Genomic DNA, 21,224 nt, shown 5'->3' on the forward strand with positions numbered 1-21,224 from the left:
GGGCCTGCCCGCGTCACAGCACCAGGACCTGGGTGCCCAGCTTGGTGAAGTTGTACAGCTCGGCGATGTGTTCGTTGTAGAGGCCGATGCAGCCGTTGGACGATTTGCGGCCGATCTTGCGCGTATCATGCGTGCCGTGGATGCGGTAATACTGCCAGGTCAGCCACAGCGCATGGGTGCCCATCGGGTTGTCCGGCCCGGGCGGCACGAATTCCGGCCAGTCGGGGTTGCGTTCGCGCATCGCGGGCGTCGGCGCCCAGGAGGGGCCGTCGACCTTGCGGATGATCTCGGTCCGGCCGGTGCGGACCAGATCCTCGCTGACCGGGATCGAACTGGGATAGACGCGATAGGTGTTGCCGTCCTCGGACCAGAAATGGACCGCGCGCGAGGTCAGGTCGCACAGGATCGCGCCATTGGTCAGGTTCGGGAAATGCGGCCGCCAGTCCTGGCCGCGAAAGCTGGAGATGTTGTGCTGGGGCGCGGGGCCGGTGGCGACCGGCGCGCCGGTGGCGGGGTCGATCTCCTGTCCCAGGGCGGGCAGGGCCAGGGTTGCGGCTCCCAGGGCCGCGGCCGAGCCCAGAAAGGCCCGGCGGTTGAAAGCAGACGACGTGCTCATCGACTCATGTCCTTCGTTCGGATCACCGCTCTTGCGGGGCGGTCTGCAGGGGGAGGTGCCGCAGCGGGCGGCATGGTCGGAAATATAGCCCGGCCCCGGGGTTGCGGCAATTCAATCTGTCGATCGGGCACCACCCGCCCACCAAGCGCGGCGATCACGCCAAGTTGCGTTTGAACCCGTCCCCCACCTTGGATAGGACTGGGACATATGCGCGAGGAGTGTGCCGGAACATGAAGAAAATCAACGCGCTTGCGATTCTGGGGCTGGTGGTGCTGGGGGCGTGCGGGCCGCGCAACCTGGCGCAGATGCCGATGCCCGCCCCCATGGACCCCACCCAGGCCATGGCCCCCGCGGTCGAGGACAATGCCGCGATTGCCGGACGCGTGTTGCAGCAGATCAACACCCTGCGCGCCAATATCGGTGCCGCGGCGCTGATGCCCAACCCTCAGCTGGAGGCTGCGGCCATGGCGCATGCGCGCGACATGTCGGCGCAGAATCGGGCCTGGCATTGGGGGTCGGACGGATCGTCGCCCCTGGACCGCGCGCGGCGGCAGGGTTTCTCGGGCGTGATCATCGGAGAGAACATCTCCGAGAGCTATGAGAACGACATGCAGACATTGGCCGCCTGGATGTCCACCCGCGACACGCGCGACGTGATCATGGACCCCACGGCGACCCAGCTGGGCTTTGCCTGGTTCACCGAGCCGTCGGGCAAGATCTGGTGGACGCTGCTGACCGGCAGCTGAAACAAGGGGCGGGCGCAAAGGCCCGCCCGACCGCCTTTTCAGGGATAGATGACCACGGGCGTGCGCGGCTGCAGCATGGCATAGATCTCCTGGATCTCCTCATCCGTCACGGCGATGCAGCCGGCCGTCCAGTCGCGGGCCTGCGGAAACAGGTGGTTCCCCTGCGGGCCACGCCCGTGGATGAAGATGTCGCCGCCCGGGTTGCGCCCATGCGCCTCTGCAAAGGCGCGGTCGTTGGGATTGGGGTAGGAGATGCCGACCGACAGGTGGAACGCGCTGCGCGGGTTGAAGCGGTCGATGTGATAAATGCCCTCGGGCGTCTTGCCGTCGCCCTCGAACTGCTTGTGGCCGACGGGCTGGTTGCCCAAGCTGATGTCATAGGACCGCACCACGGTGCTGCCGCTGAACAGGTGCATGCGGCGCTGGCCCTTGTTCACCTGGATCTGGGTGATCGGCGGGCCGGAATAGCGCTGGAATTTGGTGGTCTGCTGCGGGCGTCCACAGGCAGCCAGCAAGGCCAGCATCGAAATCGTGAACGTCCGACGGGTCGTTTTGCTCATCACTGCCTCTGAAGCGTTTTTCATTATTTGTGATCCCGGAATATCACGGATAGCACGGCCCTGCCTAGCCGGGCGTTAACGCCGCGACCATTTCGACATGCGGCGAAAACCGGAACTGATCCACCACCCAGAGCCGGTCGATCCGATAGCCCGCATCGGCCAGAATCCGCGCATCCTTGGCAAAACTGACCGGGTCGCAGGAGACAGCCGCCACCCCAGGAACCCGCGTTGCGGCCAAGTGACGCATCTGCGCCTCGGCCCCCGCGCGGGGCGGGTCGATCACGATTCCGTCAAAATGCGCCAACTCATCGGGCATCAGCGGGCGCCGCGCCAGGTCGCGGACCTCGGTCGTGATGCGGTTCAGACCGGGGGTGGCGCGCCAGGCCGAATCAAGCGCGGCCAGCGGTTCGGCCAGCCCTTCGACCGCGTGGACGGCGGCGCGTTCCGCCAGCGGCAGCGCGAAGGTCCCGCATCCCGCGAACAGGTCCGCGACCCGCGTGGCCCCCGCCAGCGCCGCGCGCACCGCCGCCAGCAGCGCCGCCTGACCCTGTTCCGTCGCCTGCAGGAAGGCGCCGGGCGGCGGCACGACCTGGGCACGCCCCATCGGCAGGGCGGGCGCGCGGCGGGTGATGGCCTGGCCGTCCCAGTCCAGCCGGGCCAGATCGCCCTCCTCGGCCAGGGCGGCCAGGGTGGCGAACAGCGCGGGCTCCATCGGCTTGCCGCCGCGCACGGCCACGTCCAGCCCGGCGGGGCCGTGGATCACCACCAGCGACAGCTCTGCCGCCCGCGACGCGCCCGCCGCCACGATGCGCCGCAGCAGAGGCAGCGCGGCCACGATCTGCGGGCGCAGCACATGGCATTTGGCCAGATCGACGATCACCTCGGACGCGCGGCCGTGAAAGCCCACCGTGGCGCCCTTTTTCGTGCGCCGCCCCGACAGCACCGCCCGGCGGCGGCTGTAGGGGGGCGAGACATGCACCTGCGGCACGGGGGCGGCGATGCCCTGTGCGGCCAGGGCGGTCAGTACCACCTGGGTCTTCCAGGCGGTGGTGAAGTCGTCCGTCGCATGCATCAGCGAACAGCCCCCGCAGGCGCGGTAATGCGCGCACAGGGGCCGGATGCGGTCCGGGGACGGGGTGACGATGCGCGGGGCGGCGATGCGGCCGTTTTCGGCCTCGCCCTCGATCACCTCTCCGGGCAGGACCAGGGGGGCCAGCGCGCGGGCGTCACCGGACAGGGCCACGCCGTCGCCCTTGCGGCCAAGCCGCTCGATCGTCCAGAGGGTCATTCGGCGGCCTCCTCGGTGCCCAGGAACCCGCCCGACTGGCGGTTCCAGTAGCGGGCATAGCGGCCGTTCCGGGCCAGCAACTCGTCATGGCCGCCCTGTTCGACGATGCGCCCGTCCTCGATCACCAGGATGCGGTCCAGCTCGGCGATGGTGGACAGGCGGTGGGCGATGGCCAGCACCGTCTTGCCCCGCATGGCGCGGGTCAGGGCGTCCTGGACCTGGGCCTCGACCTCGCTGTCCAAGGCGCTGGTGGCTTCGTCCAGGACCAGGATCGGCGCATCCTTGAGGAACGCGCGGGCCAGGGCGATGCGCTGGCGCTGGCCGCCCGACAGCTTGACCCCGCGTTCGCCCAGATAGGCGTCATAGCCGGTGCGGCCCGCATAATCCTCCAGCGTCAGGATAAACTCATGCGCCTCGGCGGCCTTGGCCGCAGCGATGACATCATCCTGTGTCGCATCCGGACGACCATACAAGATGTTGTCGCGGGCCGAGCGGTTGAACATCGCCGTATCCTGGGTGACCATGGCGATCTGGCGGCGCAGGCTTTCCTGCGTGACGTCGCGCAAATCGTGGCCGTCAATGCGGATCGCGCCCTGTTCGACATCGTAAAGGCGCAGCAGCAGGCCGACCAACGTGGTCTTGCCCGCGCCCGACGCACCGACGATGCCGATCTTTTCGCCGGCCGCGATGGACAGGGTCAGGTCGCGGATGCCGCCCGCATCGCGGCCATAGGCGAATTCGACGTGATCGAAGGTGATCTGACCCTGCACGCGGGTCAGGGCACGGGCATCGGCGCGGTCGGTCAGGGCATGGGGCGGGGACAGGGTCTTCATGCCGTCCTCAACCTCTCCGATGCTGCCCCACATGCCCATCAGAGCCATGCTGACCCAGCCGGTCATCTGCGACAGGCGCATGGCGATCGCGCCCGAGGCGGCGACGTCGCCCACGGTCGCCGAGCCGTCGCGCCACAGCAGGATCGCCCCGCCCACCAGGATCACCGGCAGGATGCCCGCGACGATCATCAGCGACAGGCGGAACCAGGTGGACACCACACCGAAATCCAGCGCGCGTTCGCGGAAACCGGCCATCGCGCCCAGGGCGGCCTGATCCTCATGATCGGCATGGGCGAACAGCTTGACCGTCTTGATGTTGGTGATGGTGTCCACGACTTGGCCCGTGACATTGGCGCGGGCCGAGGCGCGCGCCCCCGATTTCGCGCGGATGCGCGGCAGAAAGAACCGGATCAGCGCGAAATACGCCCCCAGCCAGACCAGAAGCGCCACCGCCCCCCATCCATCGACCGCCAGCAGAAAGGCCGCCGACCCCAGCACCGAGGCGAGCGCAAAGGCCACGACGTTGACCATCTCGGACGCGACATCGGTGACGGCGCGGGCGGTCTGCATCTGTTTCTGCGCCAGCCGCCCGGCAAAGTCGTTGTCGAAGAAGGTGACCGCGTGCCCCATCGTCCAGCGATGCAGGCGCGACAGCACCAGGGGCAGGATGTTCGGCCCGATGATCACGTTCGAGCTGGCCGTGGACAGGCCATAGATCGCGGGGCGGATCACCAGAAAGAAGCCCGCGAACAGCGCGACCAGCCGCCAGTTCTCCTCCCAGAACATCCCCGGCGCGCTGGTCGAGACGGCATCGACGACCATCCCCAGCAGCAGCGCCGAGACGACGTCCGCGACCCCGCCCATGGCCGAGGCCACGGCCGCAAAGCCCAGGCCCCGCCAGGCGCCCGACAGGCACCAGCGGAAAAAGGCCATCAGCGTGGCGGGGGGCGGGCCCTCGGCGGGGCGAAACGCATCGACCATGCGGCCAAAGGTGCGGTGCAGGCTCATGTCGGGTCCTTTCCGGCCATGAGGGCCGCGTCGATCAGGGCAGGGGCAGGCAGCGTAAAGGCCGAGGCGATCCACGCGGCCTCGGCCGCCTTGAGGGCGCGGCCCAAGGCAGGCCCCTGCAGCGGGGCCAGATCGGCGGCGGCGATGGGCAGGGGGGCGTCGGCGCCGCGCGCGATGCGGGCCTGCCAATCGGCGGGCAGGGGGTGGCCGTCGGCTGCGGCCAGCAGGGCGTGATCGGTCGCCAGATCGGCGCCCATGCGGAACGCGGCCTCGTCCAGGGACCAGCCCCGGGCGCGGTGCAGGGCGGTCAGGGCGCGTTGATCGGCGCGCGACAGGCGCAGGTCGGGCGTGGCCGGGCACAGCGCGGCCAGGCGGCGCAGCCAGCCGCCGGGCGCGGGTTCCGCCGCCAGCAGGGCAGCCAGGCGGTCGGGCGTCGCATCGGGCAGCAGCACCGCCAGCACGCCGGTCTGCGCCATCAGCCCGACGGCGGGGCCGGGATTGGGCGCGGCCAGCAGCTTTTTCAGCTCGGCCCCGATTCGTTCGCGGGCGATGCGGCTCAGCCCGTCGCGATGCGCCGCACAGGCCGCGACCGCCGCCGGATCGGCCTGCTGCCCATAGCGCGCGAAGAACCGGAAGAACCGCAGGATGCGCAGGTAATCCTCGGCGATGCGGGCATCGGGGTCGCCCACAAAGCGCAGCCGTCGCGCCGCCAGGTCGGGCAGCCCGCCCATCGGGTCGATGACCGTCCCGTCGCGGTCGGCATAAAGCGCGTTCATGGTGAAATCGCGCCGCGCCGCATCCTCGGCCAGATCGGTCGAAAAGGCGACGACGGCATGGCGCCCGTCGGTCTCTACGTCGCGGCGAAAGGTCGTGACCTCGAACCCGCGCCCGTGGGCGACCAGGGTGACGGTGCCGTGGTCGATGCCCGTGGGCACCGCGCGCAGACCGGCGGCGCGGGCCAGCGCGAGGGTCCGCAGCGGCGGGGCGTCGGTGGCGATGTCGATATCGTCGATGGGCTGGCCCAGCAGCGCGTTGCGCACCGCGCCGCCGACCAGCAGGGCGCGGTCGCCCTGCGCGGTCAGCGCGTCCAGCACGCGCATCAGCGCCGCGTCGTCCATCACATGCGCGGGCAGCCGGGTCATAGCCGGTGCGCCAGTCCCAGCAGGATGCGCGCGGTCGCCCCCCACAGGTAATAGGGTCCGAAGGGCGCCGCGTGATAGCTGCGCCAGCCGCCGCGCCAACGCCGCCGCTCCACCCGATAGCGGGCGGGGTCTGCGACATGGGCAAAGGGCAGGGTGAAGGCCTCCTCGACCTCGCCCGCCTCGGGGATGGGGGCGAAGGGGCCGTCGATCAGCGCCAGGACCGGCGTGACCGAGAACCCGGTGACGGTGCGATGCGGCGGCAGCGTGCCCAGCACGCGGACCTGGGCGGGGTTCAGGCCGACCTCCTCATGCGCCTCGCGCAGGGCGGCGGCGGTGGCGTCGGTGTCGCCCGGATCGACCTTGCCGCCGGGCAGGGCGATCTGACCCGGATGATGACGCAGCCCCGAGGCGCGCTTGGTCAGGACCAGCCGCCCGTCATCGGCGTGAAACGCCGCCAGCACGCCCGCCGGACGCAAGGGCGCGTCGGGCGGCGTGGCATCCGGGTTCAGATCGTAATCCGAACTGGGACCGGATGCCCGGTGCAGGGCCTCGTGCAGGCGGGCCGGTGACCAGAGGGTCACTCGGCCGCCTTGTCGCTGCTGTCCAGCGGGTTGCCCTCGGGGTCGACGGTCGCCTCAAAGCCCAGGCTTTGGGGGTCGAACACGTAATGCGCGCCGCAGAACTGGCAATCGGCGGTCACGGTGCCCTCGGGGGTGGTCATGTGGGCGATGTCCTTGGCCGAATAGATGGCCAGCGTGCCCCGGACCCGGTCACTGCTGCACGAACAGCCGAACTCGACCCGGTGGGCGTCGAAGACGCGCGGGGTCTCCTCGTGGAACAGGCGCAGCAGCAGGTCGGTCGGCCCGACGGTGGGGCCGATCAGCTCCAGCGTCTCGACCGTGTCCAGCAGGATGTTGGCACGGTTCCAGTTCTCGGATTCGGCGCCCTGCAGGATGTCGGCGGCCTCGATCAGGCCGCCCGCGCCGCTGCCGCCCTCGGTCGGTTGGGCCGGATCGCCGGGCAGGGTCTGCAGCATCATGCCGCCCGCGCGCCATTCGGCGGGCTGACCCGACAGCCGCGACTGTCCCGAGGCCAGTTGGAACCGCGTCGGCAGCTGTTCGGATTGCGCGAAATAGGTCTGCGCGCAGGCCGACAGCGACCCGCCCGTCAGCGGCGTGATGCCCTGATAGGGGGTGCTGCCCGGCCCCTGGTCGATCAGGATGGCGAAATAGCCCTCTCCGATCTGCTCAAACGGGGGGCGGGCGTCCAGGCGGTCGGCGTCAAAGCTGGCCCAGGCCCGGATGCGCGCGGGCTTGCCCTCGCCCTCGGGGGCGAAATAGTCGGCGGCCAGCGTGCGGATCGGGCCGTTGCCGCGCACCTGCAGGCTCAGCTTCCAGCGCAGCTTGACGGTCGGGCCGATCAGCGCGGTCAGCAGCGCGATCTCGGCGACCATGGCGCTGACGGCGGGCGGATAGTCGTGCCGCGACAGGATGTGATCCAGCACCCCGTCCAGCCGCACGACGCGTCCGCGGATCGAGCTGCGGTCCAGTTGAAAGGGCAGGACCGTATCGTCCCAGGCTATCTGGTTGATCTTGTTCATCATCTATCCTTGAGGTGGCAGCGGCGCGGCCGTGGCCCGCCCGGTTGCGCCCAATATAAGGCATTTTCCGCCGATCCCAAGGGGGCAGGGGCCGCGCGGGTCGCCACCGCTTTCCCCGGTCGGCCGCGCGCGCTATCACCACCGCACAGCCAGACAGGATGCCCCATGATCCCGCGTTTCGGACAACCGCCCCACAGCGCCCCCCGCTATCGCCGCCGGCCGGGGGCCTATGCGATCCTGTGGCGCGATGGGCGCATCCTGCTGACCCATCAGCAGGCGCCTGTGCCGGAATTCCAGCTGCCTGGCGGCGGCATCGACCCCGGAGAGCACGCGCTGGCCGCGCTCCACCGCGAGGTGGCCGAGGAGACCGGCTGGACCATCGGTGCCGCACGACATCTGTGCAGCTATCGGCGGTTCTGCTTCATGCCCGATTACGACATGCACGCCGAGAAACGCTGCCAGATCTGGGTCGCGCGCCCGATCCTGCGTCTGTCGGAGCCGTCCGAGCCGGGCCACAGCGCGCATTGGATGGGCCCGGACGCGGCGCTGGCGCATCTGGTCGATCCCGGCTCGCAGGCGGCGCTGCGCGGGTTTCTGGCGCGGCTCTAGCCGTCGTTCAGGCGGATCACCTGGCCCGAGGCGCGGAACTCGACCAGGACGGCGGACATGTCGTCCTGTCGTTCGCCTCGGCAATATTCGGATACCGACCAGGCCATCGATTCCAGGAAGGAATGGCCGTGCAGGAAGGCGTTGGTGCGCATCACCGCCTCCAGCCCGTCGCAGCCCAGCTGTCGGCCGCTGGGGGTCGCGGCCTCGGTAATGCCGTCCGAGGCGATCAGCAGGCGGTCGCCCGGTTCCAGCGTGACCTCGATCTCGTCAAAGATGGGGCGTTCGAAAACACCGATGGGCATGCCGCCATTGCCCAGATGGGTCACGCGCCCGTCAGCGCGCTGCAGGGCAGGGTGGGGATGGCCGGCCTGGATCATCCGCACATGGCCGGTGACGTGGTTCAGCTCGGCATAGATCATGGTGAAATAGGTGTCGGTGTTCATCTCCTCCAGCATCATGGTGTTGAAGAAATGCGCCAGCGCGCTGGGCCCCGCGGCGTCGCCTCCGTCCTGCGCGCCGCGCAGCGCGATGTTCTGGTCCGAGGACGCCGACAGGTGCACCGACAGCTGCGCGGTCAGCAGCGCCGCCGTCACCCCATGGCCCGACACGTCCAGCGCATAGAGGCCCAGGCGATCCTCTCCGATGGGGAAGAACCCCACCAGATCGCCGCCGATATGGCCCGCCGGACGCAGCAGCAGGCTGATCTCGAAAGCGCCGAAGACGCCGGATCGTTCGCGGACCAGCCCCTGCTGCAGCTTGCGCGCCTCGCGCAGGTCGCGCTCCATCGCCGCCTGGGTTTCCGACAGCTGGGCCAGGGCGTGGCGCAGCTGGGTGTTGCTGGCGCGCAGCTCCTCCTCGACGCGAAGGATGCGTTCGCCCGCGGCCATGCGGGCTAGCAGTTCCTGGGGGGCGACGGGCTTGGTCAGGAAATCGTCGGCCCCGGCCTGCAGCCCCTCGGTGATGGCGCGGGCATCGGCATTCGACGTCAGCAGCAGGAAATAGCCGTAATTCGGGCGCGGCAGCTTTCGGAAGGCAGCGCAGAATTCCAGCCCACTCATCTCGGGCATCATCCAGTCCGACAGCACCAGATCCGGCACCAGGCGGGTGCACAGGTCCAGCGCCTCGGCCCCGTTGGCGGCCTCGATGACCTCATAGCCGCCCAGCTTCAGCAACCGGGCCAGCAGGCGTCGTTGGGAGGCACTGTCATCGACCAGCAGCACCAGCCGCCGTGTGTTGGGCGGGGTCGGGGCGGGATTGGTCTGGGGGCGATTCGCGGCTGTCATGGGATGTGTTTAGCCGCCGGGTCGTAAACTTGGGGTAAACCGCCCTGTCCATTGCCATTAAATGTTTCGCAACCCGAAGCGGCTAGACAGGAATGGTAACGATTCGAAAGGTATGGGTATGATCGACTGGAGCCGAGTCATCGAACTGCGCGACCAGCTGGGGCCGGACGATCTGGCACCGATCATCGACATGATCCTGTCCGAGGTCGAGGCGCATCTTTCGGCGCTGGATGGCCGGACCCTACACCTGGCCGAGGATCTGCACCTGCTGCGGGGGCTGGCTGCCAATCTGGGCTTTTCCGATTTCTGCGCGCAATGCCGGCGCGGAGAGGAGCAGCTGGCCCGAGAGGGGCATTTCACCCTGGGCCCCGCCGTCCTGCGCGCCAGTTTCGGGCAGACCAAGCAGCTGTTCCTGCGCGATCTGCCGCATGTGATGGGAGGCGAGCCGCCCGATGCGCAGACCGCTTGGGCCTCGTGATCAGACCAACAACTCGGACAGGATGCCGTCATTGGTGATGTCGCGATAGGCAAAGCCCGACTGGTCCAGCCGCGCCATCAGCGCCGTCAGGTTGGCGGGCTCGGAGGTCTCGATCCCGATCAGCACGGACCCGAAGTTGCGGGCCGATTTCTTGAGGTATTCGAACCGCGCGATATCGTCGTTCGGGCCCAGAAGCTCCAGGAAATCGCGCAGCGCGCCGGGGCGCTGCGGCATGCGCAGGACGAAATACTTTTTCACGCCTGCGAACCGCTGCGCGCGTTCCTTGACCTCGGGCAGGCGCTCGAAATCGAAATTGCCGCCCGAACAGACCGCCACGACCGTCTTGCCCGACAGATCGCCCAGATCGCCCAGCACATCCAGCGCCAGCGCGCCTGCGGGCTCCAGCACGACGCCCTCGGTGTTCAGCATCTCCAGCATGGTGCGGCAGATGCGGTCCTCGGGGGCCAGATAAACGTCATGCTCCGAGAACCGCGACAGCGCCTCGAAGGGCAGGGCACCGATGCGCGCGACCGCCGCGCCGTCGACAAAGCTGTCCACCGCAGGCAGGGCCACCGGCGCGCCCGCGCGGAGCGCCGCCTGCAGGCTGGCGCCGCCCAGGGGCTCGGCAAAGGCAAAGCGGGTGTCCGGTGCCTCGGTCGCCAGCAGCTTGGTCACGCCCGCGGACAGACCGCCGCCGCCCACGGGCAGCACGACCAGATCGGGCGCGCGACCCAACTGGGCCAGCATCTCAAGGCCCACCGTGGCCTGGCCCTCGATGATGTCGGGCGCGTCGAAGGGCGACAGGAACTGCGCGCCTTCATCGGCGCAGAAGGCCTGAGCCGCGGCCAGGGTCTGGTCGAAATAGTCGCCGGTCAGCACGATGCGGATGGCGTCGCCGCCGAACATCCGCGTCTTGTCGATCTTTTGCCCCGGCGTGGTGACCGGCATGAAGATCGTGCCGCGCGCGCCGAAATGGCGGCACGCAAAGGCCACGCCCTGCGCGTGGTTGCCCGCGCTGGCGCAGACGAAATGGGCGGGCGCCCCGTTGCCCACCAGCTTGCGCATCGCATTGAAGGCGCCGCGCAGCTTGTAGCTGCGGACGGGGGTCAGGTCCTCGCGCTTGAGCCAGATGTCGGCGCCGTATTTCGCCGACAGGTGGTCGTTGCGTTGCAGGGGCGTGGGCTCGAACAGGTCGCGAAGCGCGGCCTCGGCCAGACGGACGGCGGCGGCAAAGTTTTCCATGCCCCGCCCATGCCGCGAAACGCGGCCCTTGGCAAGCCGTCAGCGCAGCGCACGCCCTTCGACGAAGTGACCCCAGAGCGTAGTGATCAGCGACAGCGACAGCAAGGCGCCCAGCCAGGCGGCCAGAAGCGTGGCCACCAGCCCCACCAGACCGGGAATTTGCGACGCGAGGTTCAGGATGGTTTGCAGGATCTGGCTGAACACGGCCAGAAGGAGCAGGGTGCCCAGATGCGATTCCGTGGCCTTCCAGCCGGTCGTCAGCGGCTTTTCGGCGCCGATGGCCGCCCCGGCCAGTCCTGTTCCAAGGCGCAGGCCGATGATGGCCACGGCGATCCCGATTATCAGGCTGGCCAGCATAGTGACGTAGACGCTGCCGTTCAGCGCCGAGGTCAGCGCCACGATGAGGATCAGGGGCAGAAAGACGATCAGCATGATGACAAGGGTCATCCTGACCGCCGCCCAAAAATAGCGCGCCTCGGAGCGTCCGATGCTGCGGAAGACCTGCGGCCTCTCCTCCAGAAGGACGTGACGATGCCAGGACGCCGCGAGGACCACGATGGCCAGGATAAAGGTCGCGGCGATCGCGATCATCACCGCGCCGAACGCGATTCCGGACGGATTACCGCCCGCCAGGACCAGGCGCGCGACCACCCCGATGCCGATGCCAAGGGCGGCCAGCAGCAGCGGCAGGACAGAGAGTGTCAGCGCCGCGCCCAGATTGCCGGTCAGTTGCAGAATGGAATGGCGGAGAAGTCGAAAGGCCAGCATCAAATCACCCATCTGAAAACGCGCTGACCCTAATCGCCCCCGAACCCTTGTGACAACGCGCAAATCGCCGTATTCCCGCTGAAACTTCGACGAAGGGTTAACCGCATGTCCGACGCGCCGAAAAAAGTCGTCCTCGCCTATTCGGGGGGGCTTGATACCTCGATCATCCTGAAATGGCTGCAGACCGAATACGGCTGCGAGGTGGTGACCTTCACCGCCGATCTGGGCCAGGGCGAGGAACTGGAGCCCGCGCGCGAGAAGGCGCTGATGCTGGGCATCGCGCCCGAGAACATCCACATCATCGACGTGCGCGAGGAATTCGTGCGCGATTTCGTCTTCCCGATGTTCCGGGCCAATGCGCTGTACGAGGGGCTGTACCTGCTGGGCACGTCGATCGCGCGGCCGCTGATCTCTCAGCATCTGGTGCGGATCGCGCAGGAATCGGGGGCGGATGCGGTGGCGCATGGCGCGACCGGCAAGGGCAACGACCAGGTCCGGTTCGAGCTGTCGGCCTATGCGCTGGACCCGTCGATCAAGGTGATCGCGCCCTGGCGGGAATGGGACCTGACCTCGCGCACCAAGCTGATTGAGTTCGCCGAGAAAAACCAGATCCCCATCGCCAAGGACAAGCGCGGCGAGGCGCCCTTCAGCGTGGACGCGAACCTGTTGCACACCTCCTCCGAGGGCAAGGCGCTGGAGGACCCGGCCGTGGCCGCGCCCGATTACGTCTATCAGCGCACCGTGAACCCCGAGGACGCGCCGGATCAGCCCGAATTCATCGAGGTGACCTTCGAGAAGGGCGACGCCGTCGCGATCAACGGCGAGGCGATGTCGCCCGCCACGATCCTGACCAAGCTGAACGAGCTGGGCGGCGCGCATGGCATCGGCCGTCTGGATTTCGTCGAGAACCGCTTTGTCGGCATGAAGTCGCGCGGCATCTATGAGACGCCGGGCGGCACCATTCTGCTGGAGGCGCATCGCGGGATCGAGCAGATCACCCTGGACAGCGGCGCGGGCCACCTGAAGGATTCGATCATGCCGCGTTACGCGGAGCTGATCTATAACGGCTTCTGGTTCTCCCCCGAGCGCGAGATGCTGCAGGCCCTGATCGACAAGAGCCAGGAGCATGTGACCGGCACGGTGCGGCTGAAACTCTACAAGGGCATGGCCACCTGCGTCGGCCGCTGGTCGGACCATTCGCTGTACAGTGAGGCGCATGTCACCTTCGAGGACGACGCCGGCGCCTATGACCAGAAGGATGCGGCGGGCTTCATCCGCCTGAACGCGCTGCGCCTCAAGCTGATCGCCAACCGCAACGCCCGCGTGGCGAAATGACCGCCGGGGCCGCCCGCATCGCCATCGTGACCGTCAGCGACCGCGCGTCGCGGGGCGAATACGAGGACAAGGGCGGCCCCGGTGCCGAGGCTTGGCTGCGGGGTGTCATCACCTCGCCCATGATTATCGACCGCCACATCATCCCCGACGGCCGCGACACGGTGGCCGCCACCCTGCGCGATCTGGCCGATGGCGGCGCCGACCTGATCCTGGTCACCGGCGGCACCGGCCCCGCGCCGCGCGACCTGACCCCCGAAGCCGTCGCCGACGTGATGGACAAGGAACTGCCCGGCTTCGGAGAGGAGATGCGCCGCGCCTCCCTGCGCGAAGTGCCCACCGCCATCCTGTCGCGTCAGACCGCCGCGATCCGCGGGCGCAGCCTGATCATCACCATCCCCGGCAAGCCCTCGGCTATCGTGACCTGCCTGGACGCGATCTTCGCCGCCGTCCCCTATTGCCTGGACCTGATCGGCGCCGCACGGATCGAGACCGACCCCGCCCGGATCACAGCCTTCCGGCCAAAGGGCGCCTGACCCTTCTTCTTCACTCAAATATCCACCTTCAGCCACCCATCAGGCGCAGCGCCACGGGTGCGATGATCGCCGTCAGCACCGCGTTCAGCCCCATCCCGATGCCCGAAAACGCGCCCGCCGTCGCGTTCACCTGAAACGCCCGCGCGGTGCCGATCCCGTGGGCCGCGACGCCCACGGCAAAGCCCCGCGCCCGCCAGTCGCGGATCTTCAGCGCGTTCAGCAGCGGCGTCACCACAATCGCGCCGAAAATCCCGGTCAGCAACACCAGCGCGGCGGTCAGCGTCGGCTGTCCGCCCAGCTGTTCGGCGATGCCGATGGCCACCGGCGCAGTCGTCGATTTCGGCGCAAGCGATGCCAGCACCGACCCCTCGATCCCGAAACCCCGCGCGATCAGCAGGGCCGACACGACCGCCACCCCCGACCCCGCCAGCAGCCCCGCCAGCATCGGCAGCGCCGCGCGCCGCACGCGGGGCAGGTTGTCATAGAGCGGCAGGGCCAGCGCGACGGTCGCCGGGCCCAGCATGAAATGGACGAATTGCGCGCCCTCGAAATAGGTCGCGTAGTCGGTACCGGTCACCCCCAACAGCACCGCCAGCAGGATCACCGCGATCAGCACCGGATTGGCCCAGCTGGCCCGACCCAATCCCCGCGACACGGCGTCTCCGCCCAGATAGGCCAGCAGCGTCGCGGTCAGCCACAGCAGCGGCTCCTGCGCCAGATAGGACCAGATCAGGACCGGATCACTCACGGCCCTGGTCCCTCAGCGCCTCACGCTCTTCCGATCCGGTCAGGCGGGCGACGGCGGTGAAGGCCCAGGCCCCCGCCGCGATGGCCAGCAGCGTCGACCCCATCAGCGCCACCGCCAGCCCCAGCCCCTGATCGCGCAGCAGGTCCCAATGCGCCACGATCCCCACGCCCGCGGGCACGAAGAACAGCGACAGATGCGACAGCAGGCCGGTGGTCGTGGGCCGGATCGCCTCGGCCAAGGCCGGGCGCAGGATGCAGGCCAGGACCAGCGCAATCAGCCCCACCACCGGCCCCGGCAGGGGCAGGCCCAGACCGCGCGAAGTGATCTCTCCGGCCAGCTGGAAGGTCAGGATCAGGGCAAGGGTGCGGATCATCGCGCCAGACTATCGCGCGCGCCGGTCCCGCGCCAGAGGGGCCGGCGCGGTCCTCCGGTTGACTTGCCCCCCCGGCGCATGGAAAATCGCCCCCTGTTTCCTTGTCAGACCGGACCCGACCCTTGCGCTTTGACCGCCTTCGCCTGAATGGCTTCAAAAGCTTCGTGGACCCGACCGATCTGGTCATCCGCGAGGGGCTGACCGGCGTGGTCGGCCCGAACGGCTGCGGCAAGTCCAACCTGCTGGAGGCCCTGCGCTGGGTCATGGGCGAGAACCGCCCCACCGCCATGCGCGGCGACGGGATGGAGGACGTGATCTTTGCCGGCACAACGCGCCGCAGCGCCCGCGCCCATGCCGAGGTGTCGCTGACCGTCGACAACCGCGACCGGCTGGCGCCCGCGGGCTTTAACGACGACGATCAGTTCGACATCACCCGCCGCATCACCCGCGACGCGGGCAGCGCCTACAAGATCGCGGGCAAGGACGTGCGGGCGCGCGATGTGCAGATGCTGTTCGCGGATGCCTCGACCGGGGCGCACAGCCCCGCGCTGGTGCGGCAGGGGCAGATCAGCGAGCTGATCAGCGCCAAGCCCAAGGCGCGGCGTCGCATCCTGGAGGAGGCTGCCGGGATCTCGGGCCTTTATGCGCGGCGCCATGAGGCCGAGCTGAAGCTGAACGGGGCCGAGGCGAACCTGCTGCGCGTGGACGACACGCTGGATCAGTTGTCCGCGCAGGCCGCGACCTTGGCGCGTCAGGCCCGCGCGGCGGCGAAATACCGCGAGATCGGCGCAAGCCTGCGCCTGGCCGAGGGCGTGCTGCTGCTGCGTCGCTGGTCCGAGGCCGAGGCCGCGCGCCTGGCCGCCGTCGAGGCGCTGGCGCAGGCGGTGCGCGCGGCCTCGGATGCGGGGGCCGCTGCCGCTGCCGCTCAGGCGCGCCGCGCGCAGGCCGACGAGGCCCTGCCGCCGCTGCGCGAGGAGGAGCAGATCGCCGCCGCCCTGGTCAGCCGCCTGACCGCCGAGGCCGAGGCGCTGGACCAGGCCGAGGCCCGCGCCACCCAGACCATCGTCGCGCTGTCCGGGCGCATCGCCCAGCTGGACCGCGACATCGAGCGCGAGGAGGCGCTGAACCGCGACGCCGCCGAGGTCGTCGCCCGGCTGGACTGGGAGAAGACCCAGCTGGAGCAGGCCGCCCTGGGCCATGACGACCGGCTGGATCAGGCCGCGGCCCTGGCCGATGCCGCCTCCGAGGCCCTGCGCGAGGTCGAGGCGCGCCTGACCGAACTGACCGACGAATCGGCCCGCCTGGCCGCCCGCCACCAATCGGCCGAGCGTCTGGCCACCGACCTGTGCGCCATGTTCACCCGCGCCGACCGCGCCGCGACCGAGGCCGCCGAGGCGTTGGCGACCGCCAATGCCGCCGGAGAGGCCGCCGCCGCCGCGCTGGATCAGGCCGATGCCGCCCAGGATCAGGCCCGCGACCGGGTCGAGGCCGCCGAGGATGCGCTGGCCGCCGCCGAAGCCGCCCGGGCCGATCTGGAGACGCGCGAGGCCGCCGCCCGCGCCGCCCGCGCCGCGGCCGAGGGCGAGGCCGGGGCCCTGGCCGCCGAACGTACCGCCCTGCAGCGGCTGGTCGAACGCGGCCAGTCGGGGGGTGCGACCCTGCTGGACCGGGTGCAGGTCGCGCGCGGATACGAGGCCGCCTTCGGTGCCGCCCTGGGCGACGATCTGCGGGCGGGGGTGACGGGCGACGGGTCGGGCTGGCACGCGCTGCCCGGTTGGGACACGCCGCAGCCCTTGCCTCAGGGCGTGCATCCGCTGGCCCCGCATGTCGCGGGCCCCGACCTGCTGGCGCGGCGGCTGTCCCAGACCGGGCTGGTGCTGGACGCGGCGCAGGGGGCGGCGATGCAGGCCGCGCTGGCGCCCGGTCAGCGGCTGGTGACCCCTGCGGGCGATCTGTTCCGGTGGGACGGGATGCGGGTGATGGCGGGGCAGGCGACCTCGGCCGCGGCGCTGCATTTGCAGAAGGTCAACGAACTGGCGCAGATCGCCGCGCAATCGGACGAGGCCCGCGCCCGCGCAGACACCGCGCGCGACGCGCATGAGGAGGCCCGCGCCGCCCTGTCCGATGCTGCGGCCCTTGAGAAATCCGCCCGCGATGCGCGCCGCGAGGCCGAGCGCCTGCTGTCGGATGCCGCCCGTGCCGCGACGCGGGCCGAATCGGATCTGGCCATGGCCGCCAGCCGTGCCGACGGGGCGGGCGCCGAACTGGCGCGTCACCGCGCGGATGCCGATGACGCGCGCCTTCGTCTGGTCGATGCCGAACAGCAGCTGGCCGCCCTGCCGGACCGGGGCGATGCGGCGGCGGCGGTCGAACATGCCCGCACCGGGGTCGAGGCCGCGCGCATCGCCACCATGAGCCGCCGCGCCGCCCTGGACGAACTGAAGCGCGAGGCCAATGCCCGCCTGAAACGCCTGCAGGAGATCGCGCGCGAAGAGTCCGGCTGGCGGCTGCGGCTGTCTCAGGCGGGCACGCGCGCGGCAGAGCTGGCCGCCCGCCGCGACGCCACCGCGGATGAGCTGGCCGAGGCCCAGGACCAGCCCGCCATTCTGGCCGACCGCCGCGACGCCCTGACCGCGCGCGAGGTGCAGCTGACCGCCCGCCTGACCGCCGCCCGCGACGCGCTGCACACAGCCGAGGAGGCCGCCCGCAGCGCCGCCCTGGCCGAGCGCGAGGCCGAGCGTCTGGCCTCTGACGCCCGCGAGGCCCGCGCCGCCCGCGAGGCGCGCACCGAGGCCGCCCGCGAGGCCGAGGTCATGGCCCGCGCCCGCATCCATGAGGAGACCGAGCAGACCCCCGACCAGCTGCGCACAGCCCTGGGCCAGATCGACGACAGCGCCCCTGCCGACGCGCTGGAGGCGCAGATCGCCCGCCTGCGCCAGGCCCGCGACGCGCTGGGCGCCGTCAACCTGCGTGCCGACGAGGACAAGCGCGCGCTGGAGGAGGAGCGCGACACCCTGGCCGCGGAAAAGACCGACCTGGAGGCCGCGATCGCGAAGCTGCGCGCCGGTATCGGCAGCCTGAACCGCGAGGGGCGCGAGCGCCTGCTGGCGGCGTTCGAGACGGTGAACGCCAATTTCGCGACGCTGTTCACCACGCTGTTCGGCGGCGGCGAGGCGCGGCTGGTGCTGGTCGAATCCGACGACCCGCTGGATGCGGGGCTTGAGATCCTGTGCCAGCCGCCGGGCAAGCGGCTGTCGACGCTGTCGCTGCTGTCGGGGGGCGAACAGACGCTGACCGCGATGGCGCTGATCTTTGCGGTGTTCCTGGCCAATCCCGCGCCCATCTGCGTGCTGGACGAGGTGGACGCGCCGCTGGACGACGCCAATGTCAGCCGCTTCTGCGACCTGCTGGACGAGATGACGCGCCGCACCGACACGCGGTTCCTGATCATCACCCACCATGCGGTGACGATGGGTCGGATGGACCGGCTGTTCGGCGTCACCATGGTCGAGCAGGGCGTCAGCCAGCTGGTCAGCGTGGACCTGAAACGCGCCGAGGCTCTGGTCGCCTGACGCGGCCCGCGCTAGGGTCGCCCCGAACCACGAGCGAGGACCCCATGAGCATCGAGCAAACCCTGGCCGACAAGGGCATCACCCTTCCCGCAGCCCCCATGCCCGCCGCGAATTACGTGCCCTTTGTGCAGACCGGCAACCTGGTCTTCATCTCGGGGCAGATCAGCGCCGATGAGAACGGGCTGATCACCGGCAAGCTGGGCGACGGCACCTCGGTCGAGGAGGGCGTGGCCGCCGCGCGCCGCTGCGGCCTGGCGCTGATCGCGCAGCTGAAGGCCGCCGTGGGCGACCTGGACCGCGTGACGCGGGTGGTCAAGCTGACCGGGTTCGTGAACTCCACCCCCGATTTCACCGACCAGCCCAAGGTCATCAACGGTTGTTCCGACCTGATGGTCGAGGTGTTCCAGGATGCCGGCCGGCATTCCCGCGCCGCCGTCTCGGCCCCGTCGCTGCCCTTTGGCGTCGCGGTCGAGATCGAAGCGATCTTCGAGGTCCGCTGATGCTGGACCCCCGCTTTCTGACGGTGCCCATCACCCATCGCGGCCTGCACGAGGCGGGGGTTCCGGAAAACAGCCTGGCCGCCGCCCGCGCCGCGATCGAGGCCGGATACGGCATCGAATGCGACATCCAGCCCGGCCCCGACGGTGTGCCGATGGTCTTTCACGACTATCAGCTGACCCGGCTGACCGGGGCGCAGGGGTTCATGGCCGCGACCGATTCGGCGACGCTGGCGGGCCTGCGCCTGCTGGGCACGGACGAGCCGGTGCCGACGCTGGCGCAGTTTCTGGAGCTGGTTGCGGGGCAGGTGCCCCTGCTGATCGAGATCAAGGATCAGGACGGCGCCTGCGGCCCGAATGTCGGCACGCTGCCTGCGCGCGTGGCCGAGGCGCTGGCGGGCTATGACGGTCCGGTTGCGGTCATGTCCTTCAACCCGCACATGATCGCCGCCTTTCACGAGGCTGCGCCCGATGTGCCGGTCGGCCTGACCACCTGCGCCTTTCCCGAGGCCGACTGGACCCGCGTGGCCCCGGCCCGCCGGGATGATCTGGCGCAGATCCGCGATTTCGACGCGGTGGGTGCCTGCTTCATCTCGCATGATAAGGGCGATCTGGACAATCCGCGCGTCGACGCGCTGCGCGCGCAGGGGGTGGCCGTCCTGTGCTGGACCATCCGCAGCGCGGAGGAGGAGGCGCAGGCCCGCCGCGTCGCGCAGAACGTGACCTTCGAGGGCTATCGCCCGGTGCCGTGATGCCGGAAAATGCGGCGGGGCGCCCCATTCGGTGCCCCGCGACACAGGCGGCCCCTGACAAGGCGCTGCGGACCGCCTATCTTGCGGGCATGAGCGACATGCTGACCCTGACGACCCATCCCTCCATCGCCGCCATCGACCCGCATGTCTGGGACGGGCTAGGCGACGGCAACCCCTTTACCTCGCACCGCTTTCTGCTGGCGCTGGAGCAGTCGCGATCCGTTGGCACGGGTAGCGGCTGGCAGCCCCTGCACCTGACGGTGGAACGCGACGGCGCCATCGTCGGTGCCGCGCCGCTTTATGCGAAATCGCACAGCCAGGGCGAATATATCTTCGACCATAACTGGGCGCAGGCCTATGTGCGGGCGGGGGGGCGCTATTACCCGAAATTGCAATGCGCGGTGCCCTTTACCCCCGCGACCGGCGCGCGGCTGCTGGCGCGCGACGACATGGCGCGGGCGGCGCTGCTGGACGGGATGATGCAGGTCGCCGGGCGGCTCGATGTGTCGGGCACGCATGTGACCTTCTGCACCGAGGCCGAGGCCGCCCTGGGCGCCGCGGCGGGGTTCCTGCCCCGCATCACCCAGCAATATCATTGGCTGAACCGCGGCTATGCCAGCTATGATGATTTCCTGGGGGCGCTGTCCTCGCGCAAGCGCAAGGATCTGAGGAAGGAACGCGCCCGCGCGCAGGGCTTCGGCGGCACGATCCGGCACCTGACCGGCGACGATCTGAGGCCGCATCACTGGGATGCGTTCTGGGAGTTCTACCAGGATACCGGCGCGCGCAAATGGGGCCAGCCCTATCTGACGCGGGCGTTCTTCGACCGCATCCACGAGACGATGCGCGACGACATCCTGCTGGTTCTGGCCGAGGCGGACGGAATGCCCATCGCGGGGGCGCTGAATTTCCTGGGTCCCGACGCGATCTATGGCCGCTATTGGGGCTGCGCCGAGGACCACGCCTTTTTGCATTTCGAGCTGTGCTATCACCAGGCCATCGACCATGCGATCGCCCATGGACTGGCGCGGGTCGAGGCGGGGGCGCAGGGCGATCACAAGCTGGCCCGCGGATATGAGCCGGTGCCGATCCATTCGCTGCACTGGGTGCGCGATCCGGGCTTTCTGCGCGCGCTGGAGGGCTATCTGCGCCAGGAGCGCGACGCGATGGGCGCCGAGATCGAGGCGCTGGCCGAGTTCACGCCCTTTCGCAAGGGCGACCTGTCGCCGTGACCGGGCCTT

At 69.7% G+C, this 21,224-nt stretch carries 21 protein-coding genes; 9 read left to right on the plus strand and 12 right to left on the minus strand.

Translation table 11 applies throughout. The annotated features are described in order from the left end of the window. Window positions 1-13 precede the first annotated feature (13 nt). Window positions 14-616 carry a L,D-transpeptidase gene (locus FA740_RS03280; RefSeq protein WP_136855353.1) on the minus strand — a complete coding sequence of 201 codons (603 nt, stop codon included), beginning with the start codon at window positions 614-616 and terminating at the stop codon, window positions 14-16. Between the two features lie 230 nt (window positions 617-846). Between FA740_RS03280 and dalA the strand changes: the two genes are divergently transcribed. After that, window positions 847-1,362: a divisome-associated lipoprotein DalA gene (dalA, locus tag FA740_RS03285; RefSeq protein WP_136855354.1), complete on the plus strand. Its 516-nt coding sequence runs from the start codon at window positions 847-849 to the stop codon at window positions 1,360-1,362. Between the two features lie 38 nt (window positions 1,363-1,400). On the opposite strand, the gene FA740_RS03290 is transcribed toward dalA, so the two are convergent. The 6 genes from FA740_RS03290 to hslO form a co-directional block, all read right to left on the minus strand. Continuing rightward, on the minus strand, window positions 1,401-1,922 hold the full coding sequence (locus FA740_RS03290) for a L,D-transpeptidase family protein (protein WP_136855355.1): 522 nt from the start codon (window positions 1,920-1,922) through the stop codon (window positions 1,401-1,403). 64 nt (window positions 1,923-1,986) lie between these two features. Next, entirely contained in the window at window positions 1,987-3,210 is a 1,224-nt protein-coding gene (locus tag FA740_RS03295; RefSeq protein ID WP_136855356.1) for a class I SAM-dependent RNA methyltransferase, read from the minus strand. After that, window positions 3,207-5,051, minus strand: coding sequence for an ABC transporter ATP-binding protein (locus tag FA740_RS03300; protein ID WP_136855357.1), 1,845 nt, complete (start codon window positions 5,049-5,051; stop codon window positions 3,207-3,209). Before FA740_RS03300 ends, FA740_RS03295 begins: the two co-directional genes overlap by 4 nt. Continuing rightward, window positions 5,048-6,193 carry a CCA tRNA nucleotidyltransferase gene (locus FA740_RS03305; RefSeq protein ID WP_136855358.1) on the minus strand — a complete coding sequence of 382 codons (1,146 nt, stop codon included), beginning with the start codon at window positions 6,191-6,193 and terminating at the stop codon, window positions 5,048-5,050. The genes FA740_RS03300 and FA740_RS03305 overlap by 4 nt, the downstream gene beginning before the upstream one ends. Continuing rightward, window positions 6,190-6,774 carry an NUDIX hydrolase gene (locus tag FA740_RS03310; protein ID WP_136855359.1) on the minus strand — a complete coding sequence of 195 codons (585 nt, stop codon included), beginning with the start codon at window positions 6,772-6,774 and terminating at the stop codon, window positions 6,190-6,192. Before FA740_RS03310 ends, FA740_RS03305 begins: the two co-directional genes overlap by 4 nt. Beyond that, entirely contained in the window at window positions 6,771-7,793 is a 1,023-nt protein-coding gene (hslO, locus tag FA740_RS03315) for an Hsp33 family molecular chaperone HslO (protein ID WP_136855360.1), read from the minus strand. The genes FA740_RS03310 and hslO overlap by 4 nt, the downstream gene beginning before the upstream one ends. Before the next feature lie 165 nt (window positions 7,794-7,958). Here hslO and FA740_RS03320 point away from each other — a divergent pair, with 165 nt between their 5' ends. After that, window positions 7,959-8,402 (plus strand): NUDIX domain-containing protein, encoded by a 444-nt coding sequence (locus tag FA740_RS03320; RefSeq protein WP_136855361.1) that lies wholly within the window; start codon window positions 7,959-7,961, stop codon window positions 8,400-8,402. Here the strand turns inward: FA740_RS03320 and FA740_RS03325 are convergent. Further along, a complete protein-coding gene (locus FA740_RS03325) occupies window positions 8,399-9,685 on the minus strand; it encodes a PP2C family protein-serine/threonine phosphatase (protein ID WP_136855362.1) in 1,287 nt (428 codons plus the stop codon). The genes FA740_RS03320 and FA740_RS03325 overlap by 4 nt on opposite strands. A 118-nt stretch (window positions 9,686-9,803) precedes the next feature. On the opposite strand from FA740_RS03325, the gene FA740_RS03330 reads away from it, so the two are divergent. Further along, on the plus strand, window positions 9,804-10,163 hold the full coding sequence (locus tag FA740_RS03330) for an Hpt domain-containing protein (protein WP_136855363.1): 360 nt from the start codon (window positions 9,804-9,806) through the stop codon (window positions 10,161-10,163). On the opposite strand, the gene ilvA is transcribed toward FA740_RS03330, so the two are convergent. Together ilvA and FA740_RS03340 are read right to left on the minus strand one after the other, a co-directional pair. Beyond that, window positions 10,164-11,405 carry a threonine ammonia-lyase IlvA gene (gene ilvA, locus FA740_RS03335; RefSeq protein ID WP_136855364.1) on the minus strand — a complete coding sequence of 414 codons (1,242 nt, stop codon included), beginning with the start codon at window positions 11,403-11,405 and terminating at the stop codon, window positions 10,164-10,166. A gap of 39 nt (window positions 11,406-11,444) precedes the next feature. Beyond that, window positions 11,445-12,173: a hypothetical protein gene (locus FA740_RS03340; RefSeq protein ID WP_136855365.1), complete on the minus strand. Its 729-nt coding sequence runs from the start codon at window positions 12,171-12,173 to the stop codon at window positions 11,445-11,447. Window positions 12,174-12,278: 105 nt separating this feature from the next. On the opposite strand from FA740_RS03340, the gene FA740_RS03345 reads away from it, so the two are divergent. Further along, window positions 12,279-13,508 (plus strand): argininosuccinate synthase, encoded by a 1,230-nt coding sequence (locus tag FA740_RS03345; protein WP_136855366.1) that lies wholly within the window; start codon window positions 12,279-12,281, stop codon window positions 13,506-13,508. Further along, the gene (gene mog / locus FA740_RS03350) at window positions 13,505-14,041 is read left to right on the plus strand and encodes a molybdopterin adenylyltransferase (protein WP_136855367.1); all 537 of its coding nucleotides are present in this window, start codon (window positions 13,505-13,507) and stop codon (window positions 14,039-14,041) included. The genes FA740_RS03345 and mog overlap by 4 nt, the downstream gene beginning before the upstream one ends. 28 nt (window positions 14,042-14,069) lie before the next feature. On the opposite strand, the gene FA740_RS03355 is transcribed toward mog, so the two are convergent. Then, the gene (locus tag FA740_RS03355; protein ID WP_136855368.1) at window positions 14,070-14,789 is read right to left on the minus strand and encodes an LrgB family protein; all 720 of its coding nucleotides are present in this window, start codon (window positions 14,787-14,789) and stop codon (window positions 14,070-14,072) included. Beyond that, window positions 14,782-15,162, minus strand: coding sequence for a CidA/LrgA family protein (locus FA740_RS03360; RefSeq protein ID WP_136855369.1), 381 nt, complete (start codon window positions 15,160-15,162; stop codon window positions 14,782-14,784). The genes FA740_RS03355 and FA740_RS03360 overlap by 8 nt, the downstream gene beginning before the upstream one ends. Window positions 15,163-15,284: 122 nt before the next feature. Between FA740_RS03360 and FA740_RS03365 the strand changes: the two genes are divergently transcribed. The 4 genes from FA740_RS03365 to FA740_RS03380 all read left to right on the plus strand — a co-directional run bounded on the left by FA740_RS03365 (window position 15,285) and on the right by FA740_RS03380 (window position 21,215). Next, on the plus strand, window positions 15,285-18,734 hold the full coding sequence (locus tag FA740_RS03365; protein ID WP_136855370.1) for an AAA family ATPase: 3,450 nt from the start codon (window positions 15,285-15,287) through the stop codon (window positions 18,732-18,734). A gap of 44 nt (window positions 18,735-18,778) precedes the next feature. After that, window positions 18,779-19,234, plus strand: a complete 456-nt coding sequence (locus tag FA740_RS03370) for a RidA family protein (RefSeq protein WP_136855371.1) — start codon at window positions 18,779-18,781, stop codon at window positions 19,232-19,234. Then, a complete protein-coding gene (locus FA740_RS03375) occupies window positions 19,234-19,983 on the plus strand; it encodes a glycerophosphodiester phosphodiesterase family protein (RefSeq protein ID WP_136855372.1) in 750 nt (249 codons plus the stop codon). The genes FA740_RS03370 and FA740_RS03375 overlap by 1 nt, the downstream gene beginning before the upstream one ends. Window positions 19,984-20,072: 89 nt before the next feature. Beyond that, the gene (locus FA740_RS03380) at window positions 20,073-21,215 is read left to right on the plus strand and encodes a GNAT family N-acetyltransferase (RefSeq protein ID WP_136855373.1); all 1,143 of its coding nucleotides are present in this window, start codon (window positions 20,073-20,075) and stop codon (window positions 21,213-21,215) included. The last annotated feature ends 9 nt before the right edge of the window (window positions 21,216-21,224 follow it).

This window comes from Paracoccus hibiscisoli (assembly GCF_005048265.1).
GTDB classification, from domain to species: domain Bacteria; phylum Pseudomonadota; class Alphaproteobacteria; order Rhodobacterales; family Rhodobacteraceae; genus Paracoccus; species Paracoccus hibiscisoli.

Bases quoted from the DNA above. Each gene is read 5' to 3' on its own strand.
- FA740_RS03280 (WP_136855353.1), bottom strand. From the start codon at position 616: ATGAGCACGTCGTCTGCTTTCAACCGCCGGGCCTTTCTGGGCTCGGCC.
- dalA (WP_136855354.1), top strand. From the start codon at position 847: ATGAAGAAAATCAACGCGCTTGCGATTCTGGGGCTGGTGGTGCTGGGG.
- FA740_RS03290 (WP_136855355.1), bottom strand. From the start codon at position 1,922: ATGAGCAAAACGACCCGTCGGACGTTCACGATTTCGATGCTGGCCTTG.
- FA740_RS03295 (WP_136855356.1), bottom strand. From the start codon at position 3,210: ATGACCCTCTGGACGATCGAGCGGCTTGGCCGCAAGGGCGACGGCGTG.
- FA740_RS03300 (WP_136855357.1), bottom strand. From the start codon at position 5,051: ATGAGCCTGCACCGCACCTTTGGCCGCATGGTCGATGCGTTTCGCCCC.
- FA740_RS03305 (WP_136855358.1), bottom strand. From the start codon at position 6,193: ATGACCCGGCTGCCCGCGCATGTGATGGACGACGCGGCGCTGATGCGC.
- hslO (WP_136855360.1), bottom strand. From the start codon at position 7,793: ATGAACAAGATCAACCAGATAGCCTGGGACGATACGGTCCTGCCCTTT.
- FA740_RS03320 (WP_136855361.1), top strand. From the start codon at position 7,959: ATGATCCCGCGTTTCGGACAACCGCCCCACAGCGCCCCCCGCTATCGC.
- FA740_RS03325 (WP_136855362.1), bottom strand. From the start codon at position 9,685: ATGACAGCCGCGAATCGCCCCCAGACCAATCCCGCCCCGACCCCGCCC.
- FA740_RS03330 (WP_136855363.1), top strand. From the start codon at position 9,804: ATGATCGACTGGAGCCGAGTCATCGAACTGCGCGACCAGCTGGGGCCG.
- ilvA (WP_136855364.1), bottom strand. From the start codon at position 11,405: ATGGAAAACTTTGCCGCCGCCGTCCGTCTGGCCGAGGCCGCGCTTCGC.
- FA740_RS03340 (WP_136855365.1), bottom strand. From the start codon at position 12,173: ATGCTGGCCTTTCGACTTCTCCGCCATTCCATTCTGCAACTGACCGGC.
- FA740_RS03345 (WP_136855366.1), top strand. From the start codon at position 12,279: ATGTCCGACGCGCCGAAAAAAGTCGTCCTCGCCTATTCGGGGGGGCTT.
- mog (WP_136855367.1), top strand. From the start codon at position 13,505: ATGACCGCCGGGGCCGCCCGCATCGCCATCGTGACCGTCAGCGACCGC.
- FA740_RS03360 (WP_136855369.1), bottom strand. From the start codon at position 15,162: ATGATCCGCACCCTTGCCCTGATCCTGACCTTCCAGCTGGCCGGAGAG.
- FA740_RS03370 (WP_136855371.1), top strand. From the start codon at position 18,779: ATGAGCATCGAGCAAACCCTGGCCGACAAGGGCATCACCCTTCCCGCA.
- FA740_RS03375 (WP_136855372.1), top strand. From the start codon at position 19,234: ATGCTGGACCCCCGCTTTCTGACGGTGCCCATCACCCATCGCGGCCTG.
- FA740_RS03380 (WP_136855373.1), top strand. From the start codon at position 20,073: ATGAGCGACATGCTGACCCTGACGACCCATCCCTCCATCGCCGCCATC.